Origin of the sequence: Pseudomonas extremorientalis, assembly GCF_001870465.1 — a bacterium.
Taxonomy (GTDB): Bacteria; Pseudomonadota; Gammaproteobacteria; order Pseudomonadales; family Pseudomonadaceae; genus Aquipseudomonas; species Aquipseudomonas extremorientalis.
In genome coordinates this window covers 275,784-293,142 of record NZ_MDGK01000055.1, presented here as the reverse complement: position 1 = coordinate 293,142, position 17,359 = coordinate 275,784, and the positions used below count along the sequence as shown (strand labels likewise).

Sequence of the window (17,359 nt, the reverse complement as noted above, 5' to 3'; positions counted from 1 at the left end):
TTTTTCAGGATACAGCTGCCGGCCTGTAACGCCCTAGAGTGAAGCTTCTGTCCAACCCTTGCGGAGCGTCATCATGATCGATCCTTCCACCCCCGGTGACAGCGCGGAGCTTGCGCGTTTCGGATATACCCAACAACTCAAGCGCCAGCTGAGCCTGGGCGACCTGCTGATCTACGGCATGGTGTTCATGGTGCCGCTGGCGCCATTCTCCATCTTTGGCGGGGTGTTCGACGCCAGCCACGGCATGGTGCCGCTGACATACCTGATCGGCTTCGTCGCCATGCTGTTCACCGCGATCAGCTACCAGCAGATGTCCCATGCGTTTCCGGTCGCCGGTTCGGTGTATGCCTATGTGGGGCGTGGGCTGAACAGCCAGCTGGGGTTTCTTGCGGGCTGGGCGATCCTGCTCGATTATCTGCTGGTGCCGACGTTGCTGTATGTGATCGGTGCCAATGCCATGGCCAATGTGATCCCCTCGGTGCCTCAGCCATTGTGGATCGTGTTTTTCGTGGTACTGAACACTCTGGTGAACCTGCGCGGTATCCAGACCACTGCGCGCGCCAATCGCTTGTTCCTTTATGGGCAGCTGGTGGTGCTGGTGGTGTTTGTGGTGCTGGCCAGTATCGCGATCAGCAACGGCGTGAATGGTGCCAGTTGGACCCTGAAGCCACTGTACAACCCGGCTGAGTTTTCCCTGCCGCTGATCTTCAGCGCATTGTCGGTGGCGGTCCTGTCGTTCCTGGGCTTCGATGCGATCTCCACGCTGTCGGAGGAGACCCGTGGCGGTAGCCGGGCGGTGGGGCGTGCGACCTTGTGGGCACTGACCCTGGTAGCGGCATTGTTCATGGTGCAAACCTGGTTGGCCGCGCTGTTGCAGCCCAACCTGGTGCAGTACCCGGATGCCGATGCGTCGAACAACGCGTTCTACGAAATCGGCCGCCTGGTGGCAGGCCCGTGGTTGCAAGTGGTGATCGCCCTGGCCGTGGCCATCGGCGCCGCCATCGCCAATTCCCTGGTGGCCCAGGCCGCCACCTCGCGCCTGCTGTTTGCCATGGCCCGCGATCGCCAACTGCCGCAGTTTCTCAGCCAGGTGCACCCGGTCACCGGCGTGCCGCAGCGCGCCACCTTGTTGGTCGCGGGCTTGAGCCTGGTGCTGGGCTTGTTCTTCGTGGGGCAGATCAACCTGCTGGCGTCGATGTGCAACTTTGGTGCGCTGAGTGCGTTCCTGCTGCTTCATGTCGCCGTGGCCTGGCACTACCGCGGCGCCGGTCGTCGGTTGGTGCATGGGCTGGTGCCATTGATCGGCTTTGTGATCATCAGCTATGTGCTGGTCAATTCTGATATCTATGCCAAGGTCGGCGGCACGTGCTGGCTTGCGCTGGGGATTGTCGTGTTGGTGTTCTTCAAGGCCACCGGGCGCTCCACGGAGCTTCAGGTGGGGTGACCGATCCTGTGGAGCCGGCAAGCCGGCCCCTGCGGAGGATAAATCAGAACTTGAAGCGTCCCACCAACCCTTTGAGCTGCCCCGAAATATCCGTCAGCCGACCCGACCCGGTCTGCGCCGAATGGGCAAACCCCTCGACCAGTTGCGCATCGGCATGGATCTGCGCGATGTGCCGGTTGATCTCTTCGGCCACCTGGTGCTGTTCTTCGGCGGCGGTGGCGATCTGGGTGTTCTGGTCGCGGATCGAGTCCACCGAGCCACGGATCTTGTCGAAGCTGTCGCGGGCCTGCTGGATGCGCTCCACGCTGGTGTGGGACACCAGCAGGCTGCCTTGCATCTGCTGGGTCACTTCCTGGGTGCGACGGGCGAGGTTGCCGAGCAGGCTGTCGATCTCGCCGGTGGAGTCGGCGGTGCGACGGGCGAGGGCGCGGACTTCGTCGGCGACCACCGCAAAGCCACGGCCCTGGTCACCGGCACGGGCGGCCTCGATGGCCGCGTTGAGCGCCAGCAGGTTGGTCTGTTCGGCAATCGAGCGGATGGTGTCGAGGATGGTGTTGATGTTTTTGCTGTCCTGCTCCAACTGCTGCATGGTCTGGGTCGAGCGTTGCAGGTCTTCGCTGAGCTGAAGCACGCTGCCGGTGGCTTCGCCGATGTGCTGCTGGCCGTCGTGCACATCGCGGTAGCCTTCGTCGGCACTGGTGGCGGCGGCACTGCAGGAGCGCGCGACTTCGTTGGCGGTGGCCACCATCTCGTTGAACGCGGTGCTGACCAGTTCCACCGCTTCACGCTGGCGACCGGCGGCCTGGTTCATGTTGTGCGCGACTTCGCTGGTGTCGGCGGCGGCGGTTTGCAGGTCGGACGAGGCGTTGCCGATGCGCTGTACCAACTGGGCGATCATGCTCAGGAACTGGTTGAACCAGCCAGCCAGGCTGGCGGTTTCGTCCTTGCCCTGCACCTTGAGCTGGCGGGTCAGGTCGCCTTCACCTTCGGCGATCTCTTGCAGGCCGTCGGCCACGCCGCGAATCGGACGTACGATCACGCTGGCGAAACTGGCGCCGACAATCGCGAAGACCACGGCCAGCGCGGCGGCAATCGCCGCGATCAACCAGGTGAGGCGGGTCGCGCCGGCCATTACTTCGTCGCGTTTGATCAGGCCGATAAAGCGCCAGCCCAGGTCTTTGGAGCTGACCATGTTGGCCATGTAGGCCACGCCATCGATATCGATCTGGCTCACACCGTCGCCGCGCTTGGCCAGCTCGGCGTAGTTGGGGCCCAGATCGGCCAGGGGCTTGAAATTGTGCTTGGCGTCGCTGGGGTCTACCAGCACGTTGCCGTTGCCTTCCACTAGCATCAGGTAGCCGCTGTCGCCGAGCTTGATGTTGCGCACCAACTCGGTGAGCTGCTTGAGCGACACGTCCAGGCCAACCACGCCGAGGATCTTACCGGCGGCGTCGGTGACGGTGTGCACGGTGCCGATCAGCGTCACGTCGTCCGGCGCCCAATAGTAGGCCCCGGTGCGCACGGTTTTACCCGGCGCGGCGATGGCGGCCTGGTACCAGGGGCGTACGCGCGGGTCGTAGTTGTTCAGCTTGGTGTCGTCGGGCCAGCTGGCGTAACCGCCGTCGGCGAGGCCCAGGGACAGGTAGGCGGTGCTCGGATGGCTCTTGGCGAACTGGTCGAAAATCTCCAGCAGCGCTGTGTTGGTGGGAGTGAGGGGGATTTGCGCGGCATCGGCGCCGGCGTAGCTCTTGAGGTCCTTGGCCGCGACAACGCGCGGGTCCTTGGCCACATACTCGACGTTCTGGCTGATGCCGTCGAAGAACTGCTTCATGCCATTGTCGATCTGGCGGATCTCGCGGCCGCTGCTGTCGAGGAAATTGGCCTGGGCCCCCTCGCGCAGATTCAGTACAACCAATACAGCGACCAAAATAACCGGGACGCACGCGATGGCGGCAAACGCCCAGGTCAGCTTTTGCTTGATATTCATGACTTCACCCGCGGGTATTTATAATTTTGGCAAGGAGAAAACAGTAGCGTCGAGCGTCGCATGTGTTGTTTTTAAGGGGTGTGGCCCATGCGTACCCTCTGTATATCGACTGCGCGGGCACGCACTTGAGGGCTGAGGGAGGGTTTAACCGATGCGCTCGCCACCCAGCGCATCACGCTGCATCGACTGCAGGTTTTTTTCGATGGTTTCGCAGATGGTGTCCATCTGGATCTGGTGTTCGCTGGAGTTGAACGGGCTTTGCAGGTCGGTGCCGATGCGCTCGATGGCCAGCAGCATGAACCCCACCACCGTCGAGGCCAGCGGGGTGAACCAACCCAGGGACTCCACCAGGCCCACCGGCACGATCAGGCAGAACAGCGAGATAAACAGCCGCGGGAAATACACGTAAGGGTAGGGCAGCGGGGTGTTGGCGATCCGCTCCATGCCGCCCTGGGCGTTGGACAGGTCCACCAGGGTCGACTCCAGCCGCGCCAGACGGATGCTGTCGAGGTGACCGGCCTTGTACTCGCGGGCCAGCAACGCCGCCGAGCCGGTGAGGATATCGTTGGCAAAGTTGTTGGTGGCGCCGTTGCGCGCAAACTCGTCACCAGGGATAAACGCGCGGACTTCTTCGGGGCAAGGCTGGCCCTTGAGGTGCGCGGCCAGGCAATTCACATAGGCCACATGACGACGCAGCAGGGTGGCCTTGACCGGGTTCACTTCGTCGTCGGGGTCGTCCAGCAGGGTCAGCACCTGGCGCGCAAAACTGCGCGAGTTGTTGACCATCGCGCCCCACAGTGTGCGGGCTTCCCACCAGCGGTTGTAGGCGCTGCTGTTACGGAAACTGATCAGCACCACCAGCGCCGAACCCAGCAGGGTCAGGGGCATCAGCGGCAGATTGATCTTGTAGGTGAGAAACAACATGAAGTCCACGGTGACGGCGACGTCCCACAGCAGCAGCCAGAACAGCGCCCAGCCAACGTAGCCCATGGTCTTGATGATCAGGCGGTACTTTTTGAGGATGGCGGCTTTCAAACGGGGGACCTCGCGGTGAGTGGCAGGCAACGGTGCCTTAGCTCGGACGCGGGTCGCGGTGAAAGGTTCGCCCCAGGGCCTGAATCGTTTAAGTGGCGCTCACCGGTTCCCGTGAGAGTCGTCGCAGTTCTTCCAGTGCCGCCAGGATTCAATGGCATCGGCGAACAGGTCGATTGAACAGTTTCATCACAACGCTTGGATATATTTAAAGGCAGCGAAGCACCGCAGCTGTCATGGGTGTGTATGAGTGGGTTGTTTTAGGGACGCCAATACGTTTTGGAACAATTTTGGTAGCGATGATGTCTGTCGGGTTAATCGCGATACATTGCGCTCGAGGCAAAACGCCATCACTGGTGGTGTTTACGACGTGAGTTGTTGTGAGACCTGGTTGCAGAAGTGCTGCGCCATCGATCAGTGAATTCCAGTAGGTTGATCAGGGCTCTTTCTCATGTGCGTCAGTTCGTTGAAGTGGGCGTTGGATCATTCCGCGCAGGTGTTGGAACGTCACGGGGAATTTGAATGCAGTATTCGCGCGCACTACGCCATTCTGCTGGGTCCCTATTCAAAACGACCGTTTTTCTACAAGACAGCGCTGAAGTTCAACCGTTTGATGGTGTCTTTCACGCTGCTGAGTGAATATTTCTCCAAGCCCGCGCCATTGTTGTCCGACGTGAAAGCGTTCTGCGTGGCTCGCGGCTTCTGTTCCAGGAACAGCCTGGAGTCGATCTTCCTGCTGTTCCGGGCACTGGGGTTCATGAAGGTCGCCGGCCACCCTGACGACAGCCGTTTCCGAGTGTTCAGCCCATCGGCCCAGGCCTGCCATGAAGTCAGGTCGATGCTCAATTCCGTGGTGCAGCCGCTGGGACCAATGTGCCCCAGTGAAGCGCAGGTCCAGCGGATGAGTGAGTTGGACGACCGAGCCTTCCTGGCACTTTATTTCAAAGGTTTTGCCACCCTTCTTTCAAATAAGCTGACCATCGATGTATTGCTGCCGGAATGTGACTGGCTGGTTAACCGCGATGCCGGACATATGCTGATGTTGGCGATTTATAACGATGCCTGTTCCTTGGACTGTCAGGGCGCAAGTTTCAGGACGTCTTCTTATCTTTCACTGGCGACGCGACTTTCAGTGTCCAAGACCCATGTGATTCGTCTGGTTCAGGAGGGTGTTGAAAAAGGTTGCTTTAAAGTGCATTCCAAGACGCAGTTGGAAGTATTGCCGCCCTTTGTAAAGTTGGTGCGCCGTTTCATGGCGTATTCATTTGCAATCACCCTGCAAAGTATCGAATTGGGCCAAGCCAGCAAAATATAGGCAACTTATGCGCAGGGAGTGTTGAGATGCCGGCTGACTTAAAGCTCAGGCCAAGGATGCAGAGGTTATTGTCGCCCGCTGTTGCCCAGGCGGAATGGATAGGCCTGATTGCCTGGTGGTGGGTGCTCTTGGTGGATCCGGTGCTGGAGTTCGGGTGGTACACCGTGCTCATTACCGTGTGTTTGACAGCTTTGTGTCGATTTCACCGGCGGTTGACCAATTTCCTGGCCTGGCGGGCGTTCGGTGTGGTCTATATGGCGGTGTTGGCCGGCGGCTTTGCGTTGGTGATGCAGACCGATCAGGCGTTGCAGGTATTTGCTCTACCGCTGGCGGTGATTCTGGTGCTGAGCAGTGCCTTGCTCTTTATCGCAGTCCAGGATTTCTTGATAGGCGCTGCATTGATCTGGTCGATGCTGTGGCCAGCTGTTCATATGTCGATCTACGTCGGGGTTGAGGTTTACCTGGTGATGTTCTGCCTGGCGTCGGTGTCGATCGGCTTTATCCTGAATTATTCCTACGTGAAGAACCTGCGCTCTGTGTTGCTGGTCGAGAGTGAGTTCCGGGAGCTGGCAGAAACGGATTACTTGACCTCCATCCTTAACCGCAGGGCCTTTATCGAACGTTTCGCCAAGGTGATCGCCGAGGGGCAGTGCGGCTATTTCATGATGTTGGATATTGATAGCTTCAAGTTGAAAAATGACCAGTTTGGCCATGATGTCGGTGACAAGATTCTCTGTGCGATGGCGCACTGCCTGAAAGCCACGCCGGGCAGCGACAGCTTCGGCAGGATCGGGGGAGAGGAGTTCGGCGTGTTGCTGGTGGGAGATGACCCTGGGGCGGCCACTGATTTTGCCGTGCGGCTGCTGCAAGCGATCCGTGGCAGTGTCCCGCCGCCCCATCACTACACGTGCAGCGCGGGTATGACGCATTTCTCGGTGGGTGCCGATATGTCAGTGGTACTCAAATGCGCCGACCGCAACCTGTATGCCGCCAAGCACAATGGCAAGGACTGCGTGTATCTGGATGGCGAGCCAGTGACCGCTTCCAGATGAAACGGACAGATGGGCCTTAGTGCTGGGCCAGAATGCTCGCAAGCAAGCCGGGAAAGCGGCCTTCAAGATCGTCCGCACGCAACGCATTCAGATGAGTGGTGCCCACGCTGCGGGTCTGCACCAACCCGGCATCGCGCAACACCCGAAAGTGATGGGACATGCTCGACTTCGGTCGCCCACCGTCCAGTTCGCCGCAGGTAGCCTCTGGCACGCCGGCCAGGCAGCGCACGATTTCCAGGCGCACCGGATCACTCAGGGCGTATAGCACGCGCTCAAGGGTGAGGTCTTGCAGGGGAGGGTGTTTGAAGGCTCGCATGAAATGAATCATAACAGGGGGCTATCGTTGAATACCATAGTTCGATTACCATCGAACTATCGAATCAACCACCTGCTCACTGGAGTTGCCCCATGGCCGCATTGTTCGAACCGTTCCAACTAAAAGATGTCACCCTGCGCAATCGCATCGCTATCCCGCCGATGTGCCAGTACATGGCCGATGATGGCATCGTCAACGATTGGCACCTCGTGCACCTGGCCAGCATGGCCCGTGGCGGTGCCGGCCTGGTGGTGGTCGAAGCCACTGCCGTCGCGCCGGAAGGTCGTATCACCCCAGGCTGCGCGGGGCTTTGGAGTGATGCGCATGCCGAGGCGTTCGTGCCGATGGTCCAGGCGATCAAGGCCGCCGGTTCCGTGCCGGGCATCCAGATTGGCCACGCCGGCCGCAAGGCCAGCGCCAACCGTCCGTGGGAAGGGGACGACCATATCGCCGCCTCCGACGCCCGCCGTTGGGAAACCATCGCACCCTCGGCCATCGCCTTCGGTGCCAACCTGCCACAGGTGCCTCGCGCCATGACCCTGGACGACATCGCCCGGGTGCGCCAGGACTTCGTCGACGCCGCCCGCCGTGCCCGCGACGCCGGTTTTGAATGGATCGAGCTGCATTTCGCCCACGGCTACCTGGGCCAGAGCTTCTTCTCCGAGCACTCCAACCAGCGCACCGACGCCTACGGCGGCAGCTTCGACAACCGCAGCCGTTTCCTCCTGGAAACCCTGGCTGCCGTGCGCGAAGTCTGGCCGGAAAACCTGCCGCTCACCGCACGTTTCGGTGTGATCGAGTACGACGGTCGCGACGAGCAGACCCTCACCGAGTCCATCGAACTGGCCCGCCGTTTCAAGGCCGGTGGCCTGGACCTGCTGAGCGTCAGCGTCGGTTTCACCATCCCCGACACCCACATCCCGTGGGGGCCTGCGTTCATGGGGCCGATCGCCGAGCGCGTGCGTCGCGAAGCCGGTATCCCGGTGACTTCGGCCTGGGGCTTCGGCACCCCGCAACTGGCCGAAGGCGCGTTGCAGGCCGGGCACCTGGACCTGGTGTCGGTAGGGCGTGCGCATCTGGCCGACCCGCATTGGGCGTACTTCGCGGCCAAGGAACTGGGGGTCGAGAAGTCCTCGTGGACCTTGCCTGCGCCTTACGCGCATTGGTTGGAACGTTATCGCTGAGGTCACGCGTCAACGATGAGCCACTCGATTGAGTGGCTTTTTTTCGCCTGTGTCAGCGCTGATACACAGTCGATGCGCAAAAAATAGCGAATGAGAATAGATGTCAAACGCGAATGACTTGATATACCATCCCTCGCGAATTCTTGGCAGGTTTGCCGTCCCATCTGGCTCATTCACTAGGTTCCACACCCATGCGTCGTACCCTGATTTCCCTCTGCGTGCTTCAGGCGTTTTCCCCGTTCACCTGGGCAGAGGTTGCTGCTACCGAGAAAGCCAGCCTTGAGTTGCAAGCGACCAATGTCACCGGCGAGGCGGACTACGAGACCGCCCAAGGGCCGGTGCAGGGCTACCACGCCACACGTTCAGCCAGTGCGACGCGCACCGACACCTCGATCCATGAAACCCCGCAGTCCATCAGCGTGGTGTCCAGGGCGGTGGTCGAAGACATCGGCGCCACCCGCCTGCAAGACGCCCTGGATTACGCTGGCGGTGTCGGCCGCGCCAACAACTTCGGCGGGCAGGGCCTCACCACCTTCACCGTGCGCGGCTTTACCACCGGCGAGTTCTACCGCAACGGTTTCCCGATCAACCGTGGCTACCCGAACATGCCGGACGCCAATACCATCGAACGCCTGGAAGTGCTGCGCGGCCCGGCGACCATGCTCTATGGCCGTGGCGATCCCGGCGGCACCTTCAACGTGGTGACCAAGCAACCGTTGGCCGAACGCACGGTCACTCTCGGCAGCCAATTGAATGACCAGGGCATGAAGCGCGGCACCCTGGATGCCTCCGGCCCGTTGGACGAGGAGGGCCGCCTGGCCTATCGCCTGAACGTGGTGGGCGAGGGCGGCGACACCTTCCGCGACCATGTGGAGACCGAGCGCTACGGCGTCACCCCGGTGCTCACCTGGCAGGCCAGCGACGACACCAAGGTGATCTTCGAAGGCGACTTCATGCGCAACAACCACCCGCTGGACCGCGGGCTGACACGCTTTGCCAATCAGAAAGGCACGCCTTCGCGCGACACCTTCTGGGGCGATAAAGACGTCGGCAAGTTGCACAACGACAACAGCATGGCCCAGTTGCGTTTCGAGCACCTGCTCAATGACAACTGGACCCTGGGCGGTGGTTTCCAATGGTTGGACGGCACCTTGCAGGGCAACGCCATCGAGGCCAACAGCCTGGCTGCCGATGGCCACACGCTCAACCGCAACTTCAACTACCGCAAGCTGGAATGGACCGACAAAGACACCCAGCTCAACCTCACCGGGCATTTTTCCACGGGTGGTTTTGATCACACGTTGCTGACCGGCGTCGAGTTTGAGGATTACGACTACAAGTCGATCATCCAGCGTTCGTCCGCCGCCTACACCAGCGATATCTTCAACCCGGTCTACGGCAAGCCGCGCCCTGCGCTCACCAGCACGCCGACCCATGACAAGGAAAACCTCAAGACCTATGCCGCGTTCGTTCAGGACCAGGTGGCCCTCACCGAACGCTTGAAGGTGCTGGCGGGTGCGCGCTTCGAACGCTTCGAGCACCAGTACGAGACCTATGTGAAGGGCGGGCAAAGCTGGGAGGCCAGCGACAACGCGGTCACGCCCCGTGTCGGTGTGACCTATGACCTGACCGACACCCTGGCGGTCTACGCCGACGCCGCGCGGTCCTTCAAGCCGAACACCGGCGCCAGTCGTGACGGTGCCGGTTTCGAGCCGGAAAAGGGCAAGTCCTATGAAATGGGGATCAAGTGGGAAGGGCTGGACCGTCAGTTGAGTGTGGACGCAGCGATCTACCAGATCGACAAGAAGAACGTGTTGACCACCGACCCTGAAGACGCCAACTACAAGGTCGCCGCTGGCCAGGTGCGCAGCCGCGGCTTCGACCTCAACGTCGCCGGCAACCTCACCCCTGAATGGCGCGTGATCGGCGGCTACGCCTACGTCGACGCCGAAGTCACCAAAGACAACACCATCCGCGTCGGCTCACCCCTGGCCAACATCCCGCGCAACAGCTTCAGCCTGCTCAATGTCTACGAGTTCCAGGACGGCCGCCTCAAGGGGCTCGGGCTGGGCGCGGGCGCCAAATACGTCGATGAACGTGCCGGCCAGACCTCCAACACCGCCTTCTCGATGGACGCCTACACCGTGGTCGACCTGCTGGGCTACTACAAGGTCAACGACAAGGTGCGCCTGAACCTGGATGTGAAGAACCTGTTCAACCGTGATTTCGAGGAGGGCGCGTTCGGCAACTTCTACGCCTACCCAGGCGCGCCACGCACGGTGCAGGTGGGCATCGCCTACACCCTCTAATGCCTAGCACAGTTTCAATGTGGGAGAGGGCAAGCCCCCTCCCACATTTGGTTCTGTGTACCCCTTGAAGTCAGAGCGGCGTAAGCAGGTTCATCACCGTATCCAAAGCCACCCGCGTGTCATCCAGCTGCACCAGCGATGCATGCCGGGCGCCAAGGGCGTCGCGGTTCTGGATCGCGGTGAGGATCGCCTTGTGCCGGGGCAGGCTCAGGCCCTGGATGTCCGGGCGGCGGTTGGTGATGTTGATCGACTCGCGCAACGGCAGCGACAGCATGTTGCACATGTAGGCGAGCAGGTCGTTGCGGGTGGCATCGGCGATGGCGCGGTGGAAGTCCAGGTCGGCCTGCAATAGCTGTTCGTGGGTCTGCGCGGTTTCCATGCCCAGGTAGGCTTTTTCGATGGTGGCGATGTCTTCATCGGTAGCCGTGGTCGCGGCCATGGCGGCGATCTCCGGCTCGAGGATGCGTCGCACACCGGCCAGGGTGTTGAAGAACTCACTGTGGGGCGTGGACTGCATCAACCAGGACAACACGTCCGGGTCGAGCAGGTGCCACTTCAATCGCGGCCGCACCACCGCGCCCACCCGTGGCTTGGAATACACCAGGCCCTTGGCGCTGAGCACCCGCGTGGCTTCGCGCAACACCGAGCGGCTGACCTGGTACTCCTCGCAGAGCGTGGCCTCCATGGGCAGCCGTTCTTCGGGCTTGAAGCGGCCGGAAACGATGTGCATGCCCAAGTCCTGAACGATCTGGGCATGCTGGCTCTTGCGCGGCTTGGGCGGCTGGTGATCCATGACGACGGGGAGGCTCTGGCTTAAAGACGCGGCATCATAGCATCCCAATTAGTGGGAATGCCGTGGGACTTCCGCCCCACGGCAACCCACCAGGAAGTCAAAGTCGCAGCCCTGGTCGGCCTGCAGCACATGGTCGATGTACAGCTGGCGGTAGCCGCCGACGATGAGGTTCTGCGGAGGCGCCAGGTCTGCCATGCGTGCCGCCAGCTCTGCGTCGGGGATGTCCAGGTGCAGGCGGCCGTTGGCGCAGTCCAGTTCGATCCAGTCGCCTTCCTTGACCGTGGCCAATGGTCCGCCGGCAGCGGCTTCCGGCGCCACGTGCAACACCACTGTGCCGTACGCCGTGCCGCTCATGCGTGCATCGGAAATTCGCACCATATCGGTCACGCCCTGGGCCAGCAGCTTGGCCGGCAGGCCCATGTTGCCGACCTCGGCCATGCCCGGGTAGCCCTTGGGGCCGCAGTTTTTCATGACCAGGATCGAGTTGGCGTCCACGTCCAGCTCCGGGTCATTGATGCGCGCCTTGTACATGTCGAAGTTTTCGAACACCACCGCACGGCCACGGTGCTGCATCAGTTCCGGGCTGGCGGCGGAGGGCTTGAGCACCGCGCCCAGCGGCGCCAGGTTGCCGCGCAGCACGCAGATGCCGCCGTCGGCGCGGATCGGGTTGTCGAGGGTGCGGATCACCTCGTCCTGGCCGTAGATCGGCGAGTCCTTGGTGTTCTCGCCCAGGGACTTGCCGTTGACGGTCAGGGCATTCGGGTGCGGGATCAGGTTGGCTTCACCCAGGCGGCGCAGCACGGCGGGCAGGCCGCCGGCGTAGTAGAACTCTTCCATCAGGAAGCGCCCCGAAGGTTGCAGGTCGACGATGGTCGGCATGCCACGGCCCATGCGGGTCCAGTCGTCCAGGTCGAGTTCTACGCCGATGCGCCCGGCGATGGCCTTGAGGTGGATCACCGCATTGGTCGAGCCGCCGATGGCCGCGTTCACACGGATCGCGTTTTCAAACGCCTCTTTGGTGAGGATCTTCGACAGCTTCAAGTCTTCGCGCACCATCTCCACGGCACGCATGCCCGACATATGCGCCAGCACATAACGCCGCGCATCCACCGCCGGAATCGCCGCGTTATGGGGCAGGGAAGTGCCGAGTGCCTCGGCCATGCAGGCCATGGTCGACGCGGTGCCCATGGTGTTGCAGGTGCCCGCCGAGCGCGACATGCCGCCTTCGGCTGCAAGGAAATCATCCAGGGTGATGGTGCCGGCTTTCACTTGTTCGCTGAGCTGCCACACCACGGTGCCCGAGCCAATGTCCTGGCCTTTGTGCTTACCGTTGAGCATCGGCCCGCCGGTGACCACGATGGCCGGCACGTCGCAACTGGCGGCGCCCATCAGCAGGGCCGGGGTGGTCTTGTCGCAGCCGGTCAGCAACACCACGCCGTCAATCGGGTTGCCGCGAATCGCCTCTTCCACGTCCATGCTCGCCAGGTTGCGGGTGAGCATGGCGGTGGGACGCAGGTTCGACTCGCCATTGGAGAACACCGGGAACTCCACCGGGAAGCCACCGGCCTCGATCACGCCGCGTTTGACGTGCTCGGCGATCTGACGGAAATGTGCATTGCACGGGGTCAGCTCCGACCAGGTGTTGCAGATGCCGATGATCGGCTTGCCATGGAACTGATGGTCGGCAATGCCCTGGTTCTTCATCCAGCTGCGGTACATGAAGCCGTTCTTGTCGGCGGTACCGAACCACTGGGCGGAGCGGAGGCCGGGCTTTTTATCAGGCATGATCGATTCTCTTATTGTATGACTATATGTTCTATGCGTGCTTAAACATAAGCGCAAAAACGCTGCTTTGGAAGAGTTGTTTTGTAAATAGTCCTACTATATAGTCGATCTCAACTGAGGTATGACCCTGGCGGATTTTCGCGAGAGGCGTCCCCCGAGCTTCTATAAAAACAACAATCGGAGATCGACCCCCATGAGCCAGGAACTGCGGCTTATTCGGCGCATCACGCTGAAACTGATTCCCTTCCTGATCCTGCTGTACCTGATCGCCTACGTGGACCGTTCCGCCGTGGGCTTCGCCAAGTTGCACATGGGCGCCGACGTCGGCATTGGCGATGCTGCCTATGGCCTGGGTGCGGGGTTGTTCTTCATTGGCTACTTCCTGTTCGAGATCCCCAGCAACCTGATGCTCGACCGCTTTGGCGCACGCCGCTGGTTTGCGCGGATCATGATCACCTGGGGCGCCATCACCATCGGCATGGCCTTTGTGCAGGGCCCGCACAGCTTCTATGTGATGCGCTTTCTGCTCGGCGCGGCGGAGGCGGGGTTCTTTCCCGGCGTTCTCTACTACATTACCCAGTGGTTCCCGGTGCGCCATCGCGGCAAGATCCTCGGGCTGTTCATCCTGTCGCAACCCATCGCGATGATGATCACCGGTCCGGTGTCCGGCGGTTTGCTGGGCATGGACGGCATCCTTGGCCTGCACGGCTGGCAATGGCTGTTCATCGTGATTGGCACCCCGGCGATCCTGCTGACCTGGCCGGTGCTGCGCTTCCTGCCAGATGGCCCTGAACAGGTCAGTTGGATGAGCGACGACGAAAAGGCCTGGCTCACCGGCGAACTCGCCAAAGACCTGCAAACCTACGGCCAGACCCGTCACGGCAACCCGCTGCATGCCTTGAAAGACCAACGCGTGTTGCTGCTGGCGCTGTTCTACCTGCCGGTGACCCTGAGCATCTACGGCCTGGGCCTGTGGCTGCCGACCCTGATCAAGCAGTTCGGCGGCACTGATCTGGTCACCGGCTTTATCTCTGCGGTGCCGTATCTCTTCGGCATCATCGGCCTGCTGATCATCCCGCGCAGTTCCGACCGTTTGAACGACCGCTACGGCCACCTTGCGGTGCTCTACGTGCTGGGCGCCATTGGCCTGTTCTTCAGTGCCGCGCTCAGTGTGCCGGTGCTGCAAATGGCGGCGCTGTGCCTGGCGGCATTCGCGATGTTCTCCTGCACGGCAGTGTTCTGGACCTTGCCCGGGCGCTTCTTCGCGGGCGCCAGTGCGGCGGCGGGCATTGCGTTGATCAACTCGGTGGGCAACCTCGGCGGCTATATCGGCCCGTTCGTGATCGGCGCGCTCAAGGAATACACCGGCAACCTCGCTTCGGGCCTGTACTTCTTGTCCGGGGTGATGCTGTTCGGGCTGGTCCTGACCGTTGTGGTCTACCGCCTGCTCGAGCGCAGGCACGTCCTGCCTGCCGACCAATTTGCCGCCAGTGCCCGTGGCGCCACCCGACCTTAATCCAGGAGAACAGTCATGCGTTTAGTTCAGTTCGAGTTGCGTAACGGAGACCGCCGTGTCGGCGTGGTCGACGCCACCAAGGTGCGCGAAGTACAGACAGCCCGCAGCGTGCGCGAATTGGCCCTGGCTGCCATCGACGCCGGCGTAGGCCTGGCGCAACACGTGGACAGCCTGGGCCTGGGCGACAGCTATGACTACGCCGCGCTGCTGGCCGACTTGAAAATTCTGCCGCCGCTGGACCACCCGGACCCGGCCCATATGCTGATCAGCGGCACCGGCCTGACTCACCTGGGCAGTGCCTCGGCGCGGGACAAGATGCACCAGGCCGGCGACGACAGCGCATTGACCGACACCATGCGCATCTTCAAATGGGGCGTGGAGGGCGGCCGTCCACCGGCTGGCCAGGCGGGTGTGCAACCCGAGTGGTTCTACAAGGGCGACGGCAGCATCGTGGTGCGCCCCGGCGCAGCCTTCCCGGTGCCACCGTTTGCCGAGGATGCCGGTGAAGAGCCGGAGATCGGTGGTCTGTATGTGATCGGCCCGGACAGCAAGCCCTATCGCGTCGGTTTTGCGGTGGGCAACGAATTCTCCGACCACATCATGGAGCGCAAGAACTACCTGTACCTGGCCCATTCCAAACTGCGCAGTTGCAGCTACGGCCCGGAGTTGCGCGTGGGCGAGTTGCCCCAGCACCTGGCGGGCACCAGCCGCATTCTGCGCAACGGCGAAGTGATCTGGCAGAACGAGTTCCTCAGCGGCGAGGCCAATATGTGCCACAGCCTGGAGAACCTTGAGTACCACCACTTCAAATACCAACAGTTCCTCAAGCCCGGCGATGTGCACATCCACTTCTTCGGCACCGCCACGCTGTCATTCGCCGACGGTATACGGACCCAGGTCGGCGATGTATTCGAGATCAGCCAGGCCGAGTTCGGTGCGCCGCTGGTCAACCGTGTCGGCAGCAGCGCTGCGGCGTTCGAACCCGGCAATGTCATCACCCTTTAATGGAGAACCCCATGACTCAGTTTCTCGGCCACAACTACATCGGCGGCCAGCGCAGCGCCAACGGCAGCGTGACCTTGCACAGCGTCGATGCCACCACCGGCGAAGCCTTGCCCCAGGCCTTTTTCCAGGCCACGCCGCAGGAAGTCGACGCCGCCGCCAAGGCTGCCGCGCAGGCCTACCCTGCGTACCGCGCCTTGAGCGCATCGCGCCGTGCACAGTTCCTGGATGCGGTGGCCGATGAGCTGGACGCGTTGGGGGATGATTTTGTCGAACTGGTCTGTCGCGAAACCGCGCTGCCGGCTGCACGCATCAAGGGCGAGCGCGGGCGTACCAGCGGCCAGATGCGCCTGTTCGCCACGGTGCTGCGTCGCGGCGATTTCTACGGTGCGCGCATCGACAAGGCACTGCCCGACCGCCAACCGCTGCCACGCCCGGACCTGCGTCAATACCGCATCGGCCTGGGGCCGGTCGCGGTGTTTGGCGCGAGCAACTTCCCCCTCGCATTTTCTACGGCGGGCGGTGATACAGCGGCTGCTTTGGCGGCAGGCTGCCCAGTAGTGTTCAAGGCCCACAGCGGGCATATGGCGACCGCCGAACGCGTGGCCGATGCGATCATCCGCGCGGCCGAGGCCACCGAGATGCCGGCCGGTGTGTTCAACATGATCTTCGGCGGTGGCGTGGGTGAGGCGCTGGTCAAGCACCCGGCGATCCAGGCGGTGGGCTTTACCGGCTCGCTCAAGGGCGGGCGTGCCTTGTGCGACATGGCGGCGGCGCGCCCGCAGCCGATCCCGGTGTTTGCCGAGATGTCGAGCATCAACCCGGTGATCGTATTGCCCCAGGCCCTGACCGTGCGCGCCGACAGCGTCGCGCGTGACCTGACCGCCTCGGTGGTACAAGGCTGCGGCCAGTTCTGTACCAACCCTGGCCTGGTCATCGGTGTCGCGTCGCCTGCATTCACCGCGTTCACCCAGCAAGTCGCGCAACTGATCGGCGAGCAACCGGCCCAGACCATGCTCAACGCCGGCACCCTGGGCAGCTACGGCAAAGGCCTGGAAAAACTCCTGGCGCACCCGGGCATCCAGCACCTGGCGGGCAACCAGCAGGCCGGCAATCAGGCGCAACCACAGCTGTTCAAGGCCGATGCGAGCCTGTTGGTCGACGGCGATGAAGTGCTGCAGGAAGAAGTCTTCGGCCCCACCACCGTGTTCGTCGAAGTCGCCGACCAGGCCCAACTCAACGCCGCCTTGCACGGTCTGCACGGTCAACTTACGGCGACGATCATTGGCGAGCCCGCCGACCTGCAACAGTTCGCCGAACTCACGCCGCTGCTGGAGCAGAAAGTCGGGCGCATCCTGCTCAACGGCTACCCGACCGGCGTGGAAGTCTGCGATTCGATGGTGCATGGCGGACCGTACCCGGCCACCTCGGATGCCCGTGGCACCTCGGTCGGCACCTTGGCCATCGAGCGTTTCCTGCGCCCCGTGTGCTTCCAGAATTACCCTGATAGCCTGCTGCCCGACGCGTTGAAAAACGCCAATCCGTTGCGCATCCAGCGGCTGGTGGATGGCACACCATCTCGCGAACCGCTGTAACGCACACCTGAGAACAACAACAATCCAGG

At 62.1% G+C, this 17,359-nt stretch carries 12 protein-coding genes and 2 pseudogenes; 8 read left to right on the top strand and 6 right to left on the bottom strand.

From position 1 onward, the window contains the following. Window positions 1-73 precede the first annotated feature (73 nt). A complete protein-coding gene (locus tag BFN10_RS22290; RefSeq protein WP_071491468.1) occupies window positions 74-1,444 on the top strand; it encodes an APC family permease in 1,371 nt (456 codons plus the stop codon). Between the two features lie 43 nt (window positions 1,445-1,487). Here BFN10_RS22290 and BFN10_RS30210 read toward each other — a convergent pair. The 3 genes and pseudogenes from BFN10_RS30210 to BFN10_RS22280 form a co-directional block, all read right to left on the bottom strand. After that, window positions 1,488-2,030, bottom strand: a pseudogene (locus BFN10_RS30210) (methyl-accepting chemotaxis protein); the annotation flags it as partial. A 321-nt stretch (window positions 2,031-2,351) separates the two neighbouring features. Further along, window positions 2,352-3,431, bottom strand: a pseudogene (locus tag BFN10_RS30205) (HAMP domain-containing protein); the annotation flags it as partial. A gap of 144 nt (window positions 3,432-3,575) precedes the next feature. Next, entirely contained in the window at window positions 3,576-4,466 is an 891-nt protein-coding gene (locus BFN10_RS22280) for a bestrophin family protein (RefSeq protein WP_071491466.1), read from the bottom strand. 448 nt (window positions 4,467-4,914) lie between these two features. Between BFN10_RS22280 and BFN10_RS22275 the strand changes: the two genes are divergently transcribed. Beyond that, window positions 4,915-5,778: a hypothetical protein gene (locus BFN10_RS22275; protein ID WP_071491465.1), complete on the top strand. Its 864-nt coding sequence runs from the start codon at window positions 4,915-4,917 to the stop codon at window positions 5,776-5,778. Window positions 5,779-5,804: 26 nt separating this feature from the next. After that, complete coding sequence (locus BFN10_RS22270; protein ID WP_071491464.1) at window positions 5,805-6,830, top strand: GGDEF domain-containing protein; 1,026 nt, start codon at window positions 5,805-5,807, stop codon at window positions 6,828-6,830. 16 nt (window positions 6,831-6,846) lie between these two features. Here BFN10_RS22270 and BFN10_RS22265 read toward each other — a convergent pair whose 3' ends face one another. Further along, entirely contained in the window at window positions 6,847-7,146 is a 300-nt protein-coding gene (locus BFN10_RS22265) for an ArsR/SmtB family transcription factor (RefSeq protein ID WP_071491548.1), read from the bottom strand. A 92-nt stretch (window positions 7,147-7,238) separates the two neighbouring features. Here BFN10_RS22265 and BFN10_RS22260 point away from each other — a divergent pair, with 92 nt between their 5' ends. Beyond that, window positions 7,239-8,330, top strand: a complete 1,092-nt coding sequence (locus BFN10_RS22260; protein WP_071491463.1) for an NADH:flavin oxidoreductase/NADH oxidase — start codon at window positions 7,239-7,241, stop codon at window positions 8,328-8,330. Window positions 8,331-8,521: 191 nt separating this feature from the next. Further along, a complete protein-coding gene (locus tag BFN10_RS22255; RefSeq protein ID WP_071491462.1) occupies window positions 8,522-10,639 on the top strand; it encodes a TonB-dependent siderophore receptor in 2,118 nt (705 codons plus the stop codon). Between the two features lie 70 nt (window positions 10,640-10,709). On the opposite strand, the gene BFN10_RS22250 is transcribed toward BFN10_RS22255, so the two are convergent. After that, window positions 10,710-11,432 carry a FadR/GntR family transcriptional regulator gene (locus BFN10_RS22250; RefSeq protein WP_071491461.1) on the bottom strand — a complete coding sequence of 241 codons (723 nt, stop codon included), beginning with the start codon at window positions 11,430-11,432 and terminating at the stop codon, window positions 10,710-10,712. A 48-nt stretch (window positions 11,433-11,480) separates the two neighbouring features. Further along, window positions 11,481-13,217 (bottom strand): IlvD/Edd family dehydratase, encoded by a 1,737-nt coding sequence (locus tag BFN10_RS22245; RefSeq protein WP_071491460.1) that lies wholly within the window; start codon window positions 13,215-13,217, stop codon window positions 11,481-11,483. Between the two features lie 193 nt (window positions 13,218-13,410). On the opposite strand from BFN10_RS22245, the gene BFN10_RS22240 reads away from it, so the two are divergent. From BFN10_RS22240 to BFN10_RS22230, 3 genes are read left to right on the top strand one after another with little or no spacing between them, the layout of a single operon-like run. Continuing rightward, window positions 13,411-14,733, top strand: a complete 1,323-nt coding sequence (locus tag BFN10_RS22240) for an MFS transporter (protein ID WP_071491459.1) — start codon at window positions 13,411-13,413, stop codon at window positions 14,731-14,733. A 15-nt stretch (window positions 14,734-14,748) separates the two neighbouring features. Further along, window positions 14,749-15,738, top strand: a complete 990-nt coding sequence (gene araD1, locus BFN10_RS22235) for an AraD1 family protein (RefSeq protein WP_071491458.1) — start codon at window positions 14,749-14,751, stop codon at window positions 15,736-15,738. A gap of 11 nt (window positions 15,739-15,749) precedes the next feature. Beyond that, entirely contained in the window at window positions 15,750-17,330 is a 1,581-nt protein-coding gene (locus BFN10_RS22230) for an aldehyde dehydrogenase (NADP(+)) (RefSeq protein ID WP_071491457.1), read from the top strand. The last annotated feature ends 29 nt before the right edge of the window (window positions 17,331-17,359 follow it).

Excerpts from the sequence above, each read along its gene's own strand:
- BFN10_RS22290 (WP_071491468.1), top strand. The coding sequence starts at position 74 with ATGATCGATCCTTCCACCCCCGGTGACAGCGCGGAGCTTGCGCGTTTC.
- BFN10_RS22275 (WP_071491465.1), top strand. The coding sequence starts at position 4,915 with ATGTGCGTCAGTTCGTTGAAGTGGGCGTTGGATCATTCCGCGCAGGTG.
- BFN10_RS22270 (WP_071491464.1), top strand. The coding sequence starts at position 5,805 with ATGCCGGCTGACTTAAAGCTCAGGCCAAGGATGCAGAGGTTATTGTCG.
- BFN10_RS22265 (WP_071491548.1), bottom strand. The coding sequence starts at position 7,146 with ATGCGAGCCTTCAAACACCCTCCCCTGCAAGACCTCACCCTTGAGCGC.
- BFN10_RS22260 (WP_071491463.1), top strand. The coding sequence starts at position 7,239 with ATGGCCGCATTGTTCGAACCGTTCCAACTAAAAGATGTCACCCTGCGC.
- BFN10_RS22255 (WP_071491462.1), top strand. The coding sequence starts at position 8,522 with ATGCGTCGTACCCTGATTTCCCTCTGCGTGCTTCAGGCGTTTTCCCCG.
- BFN10_RS22250 (WP_071491461.1), bottom strand. The coding sequence starts at position 11,432 with ATGGATCACCAGCCGCCCAAGCCGCGCAAGAGCCAGCATGCCCAGATC.
- BFN10_RS22245 (WP_071491460.1), bottom strand. The coding sequence starts at position 13,217 with ATGCCTGATAAAAAGCCCGGCCTCCGCTCCGCCCAGTGGTTCGGTACC.
- BFN10_RS22240 (WP_071491459.1), top strand. The coding sequence starts at position 13,411 with ATGAGCCAGGAACTGCGGCTTATTCGGCGCATCACGCTGAAACTGATT.
- araD1 (WP_071491458.1), top strand. The coding sequence starts at position 14,749 with ATGCGTTTAGTTCAGTTCGAGTTGCGTAACGGAGACCGCCGTGTCGGC.
- BFN10_RS22230 (WP_071491457.1), top strand. The coding sequence starts at position 15,750 with ATGACTCAGTTTCTCGGCCACAACTACATCGGCGGCCAGCGCAGCGCC.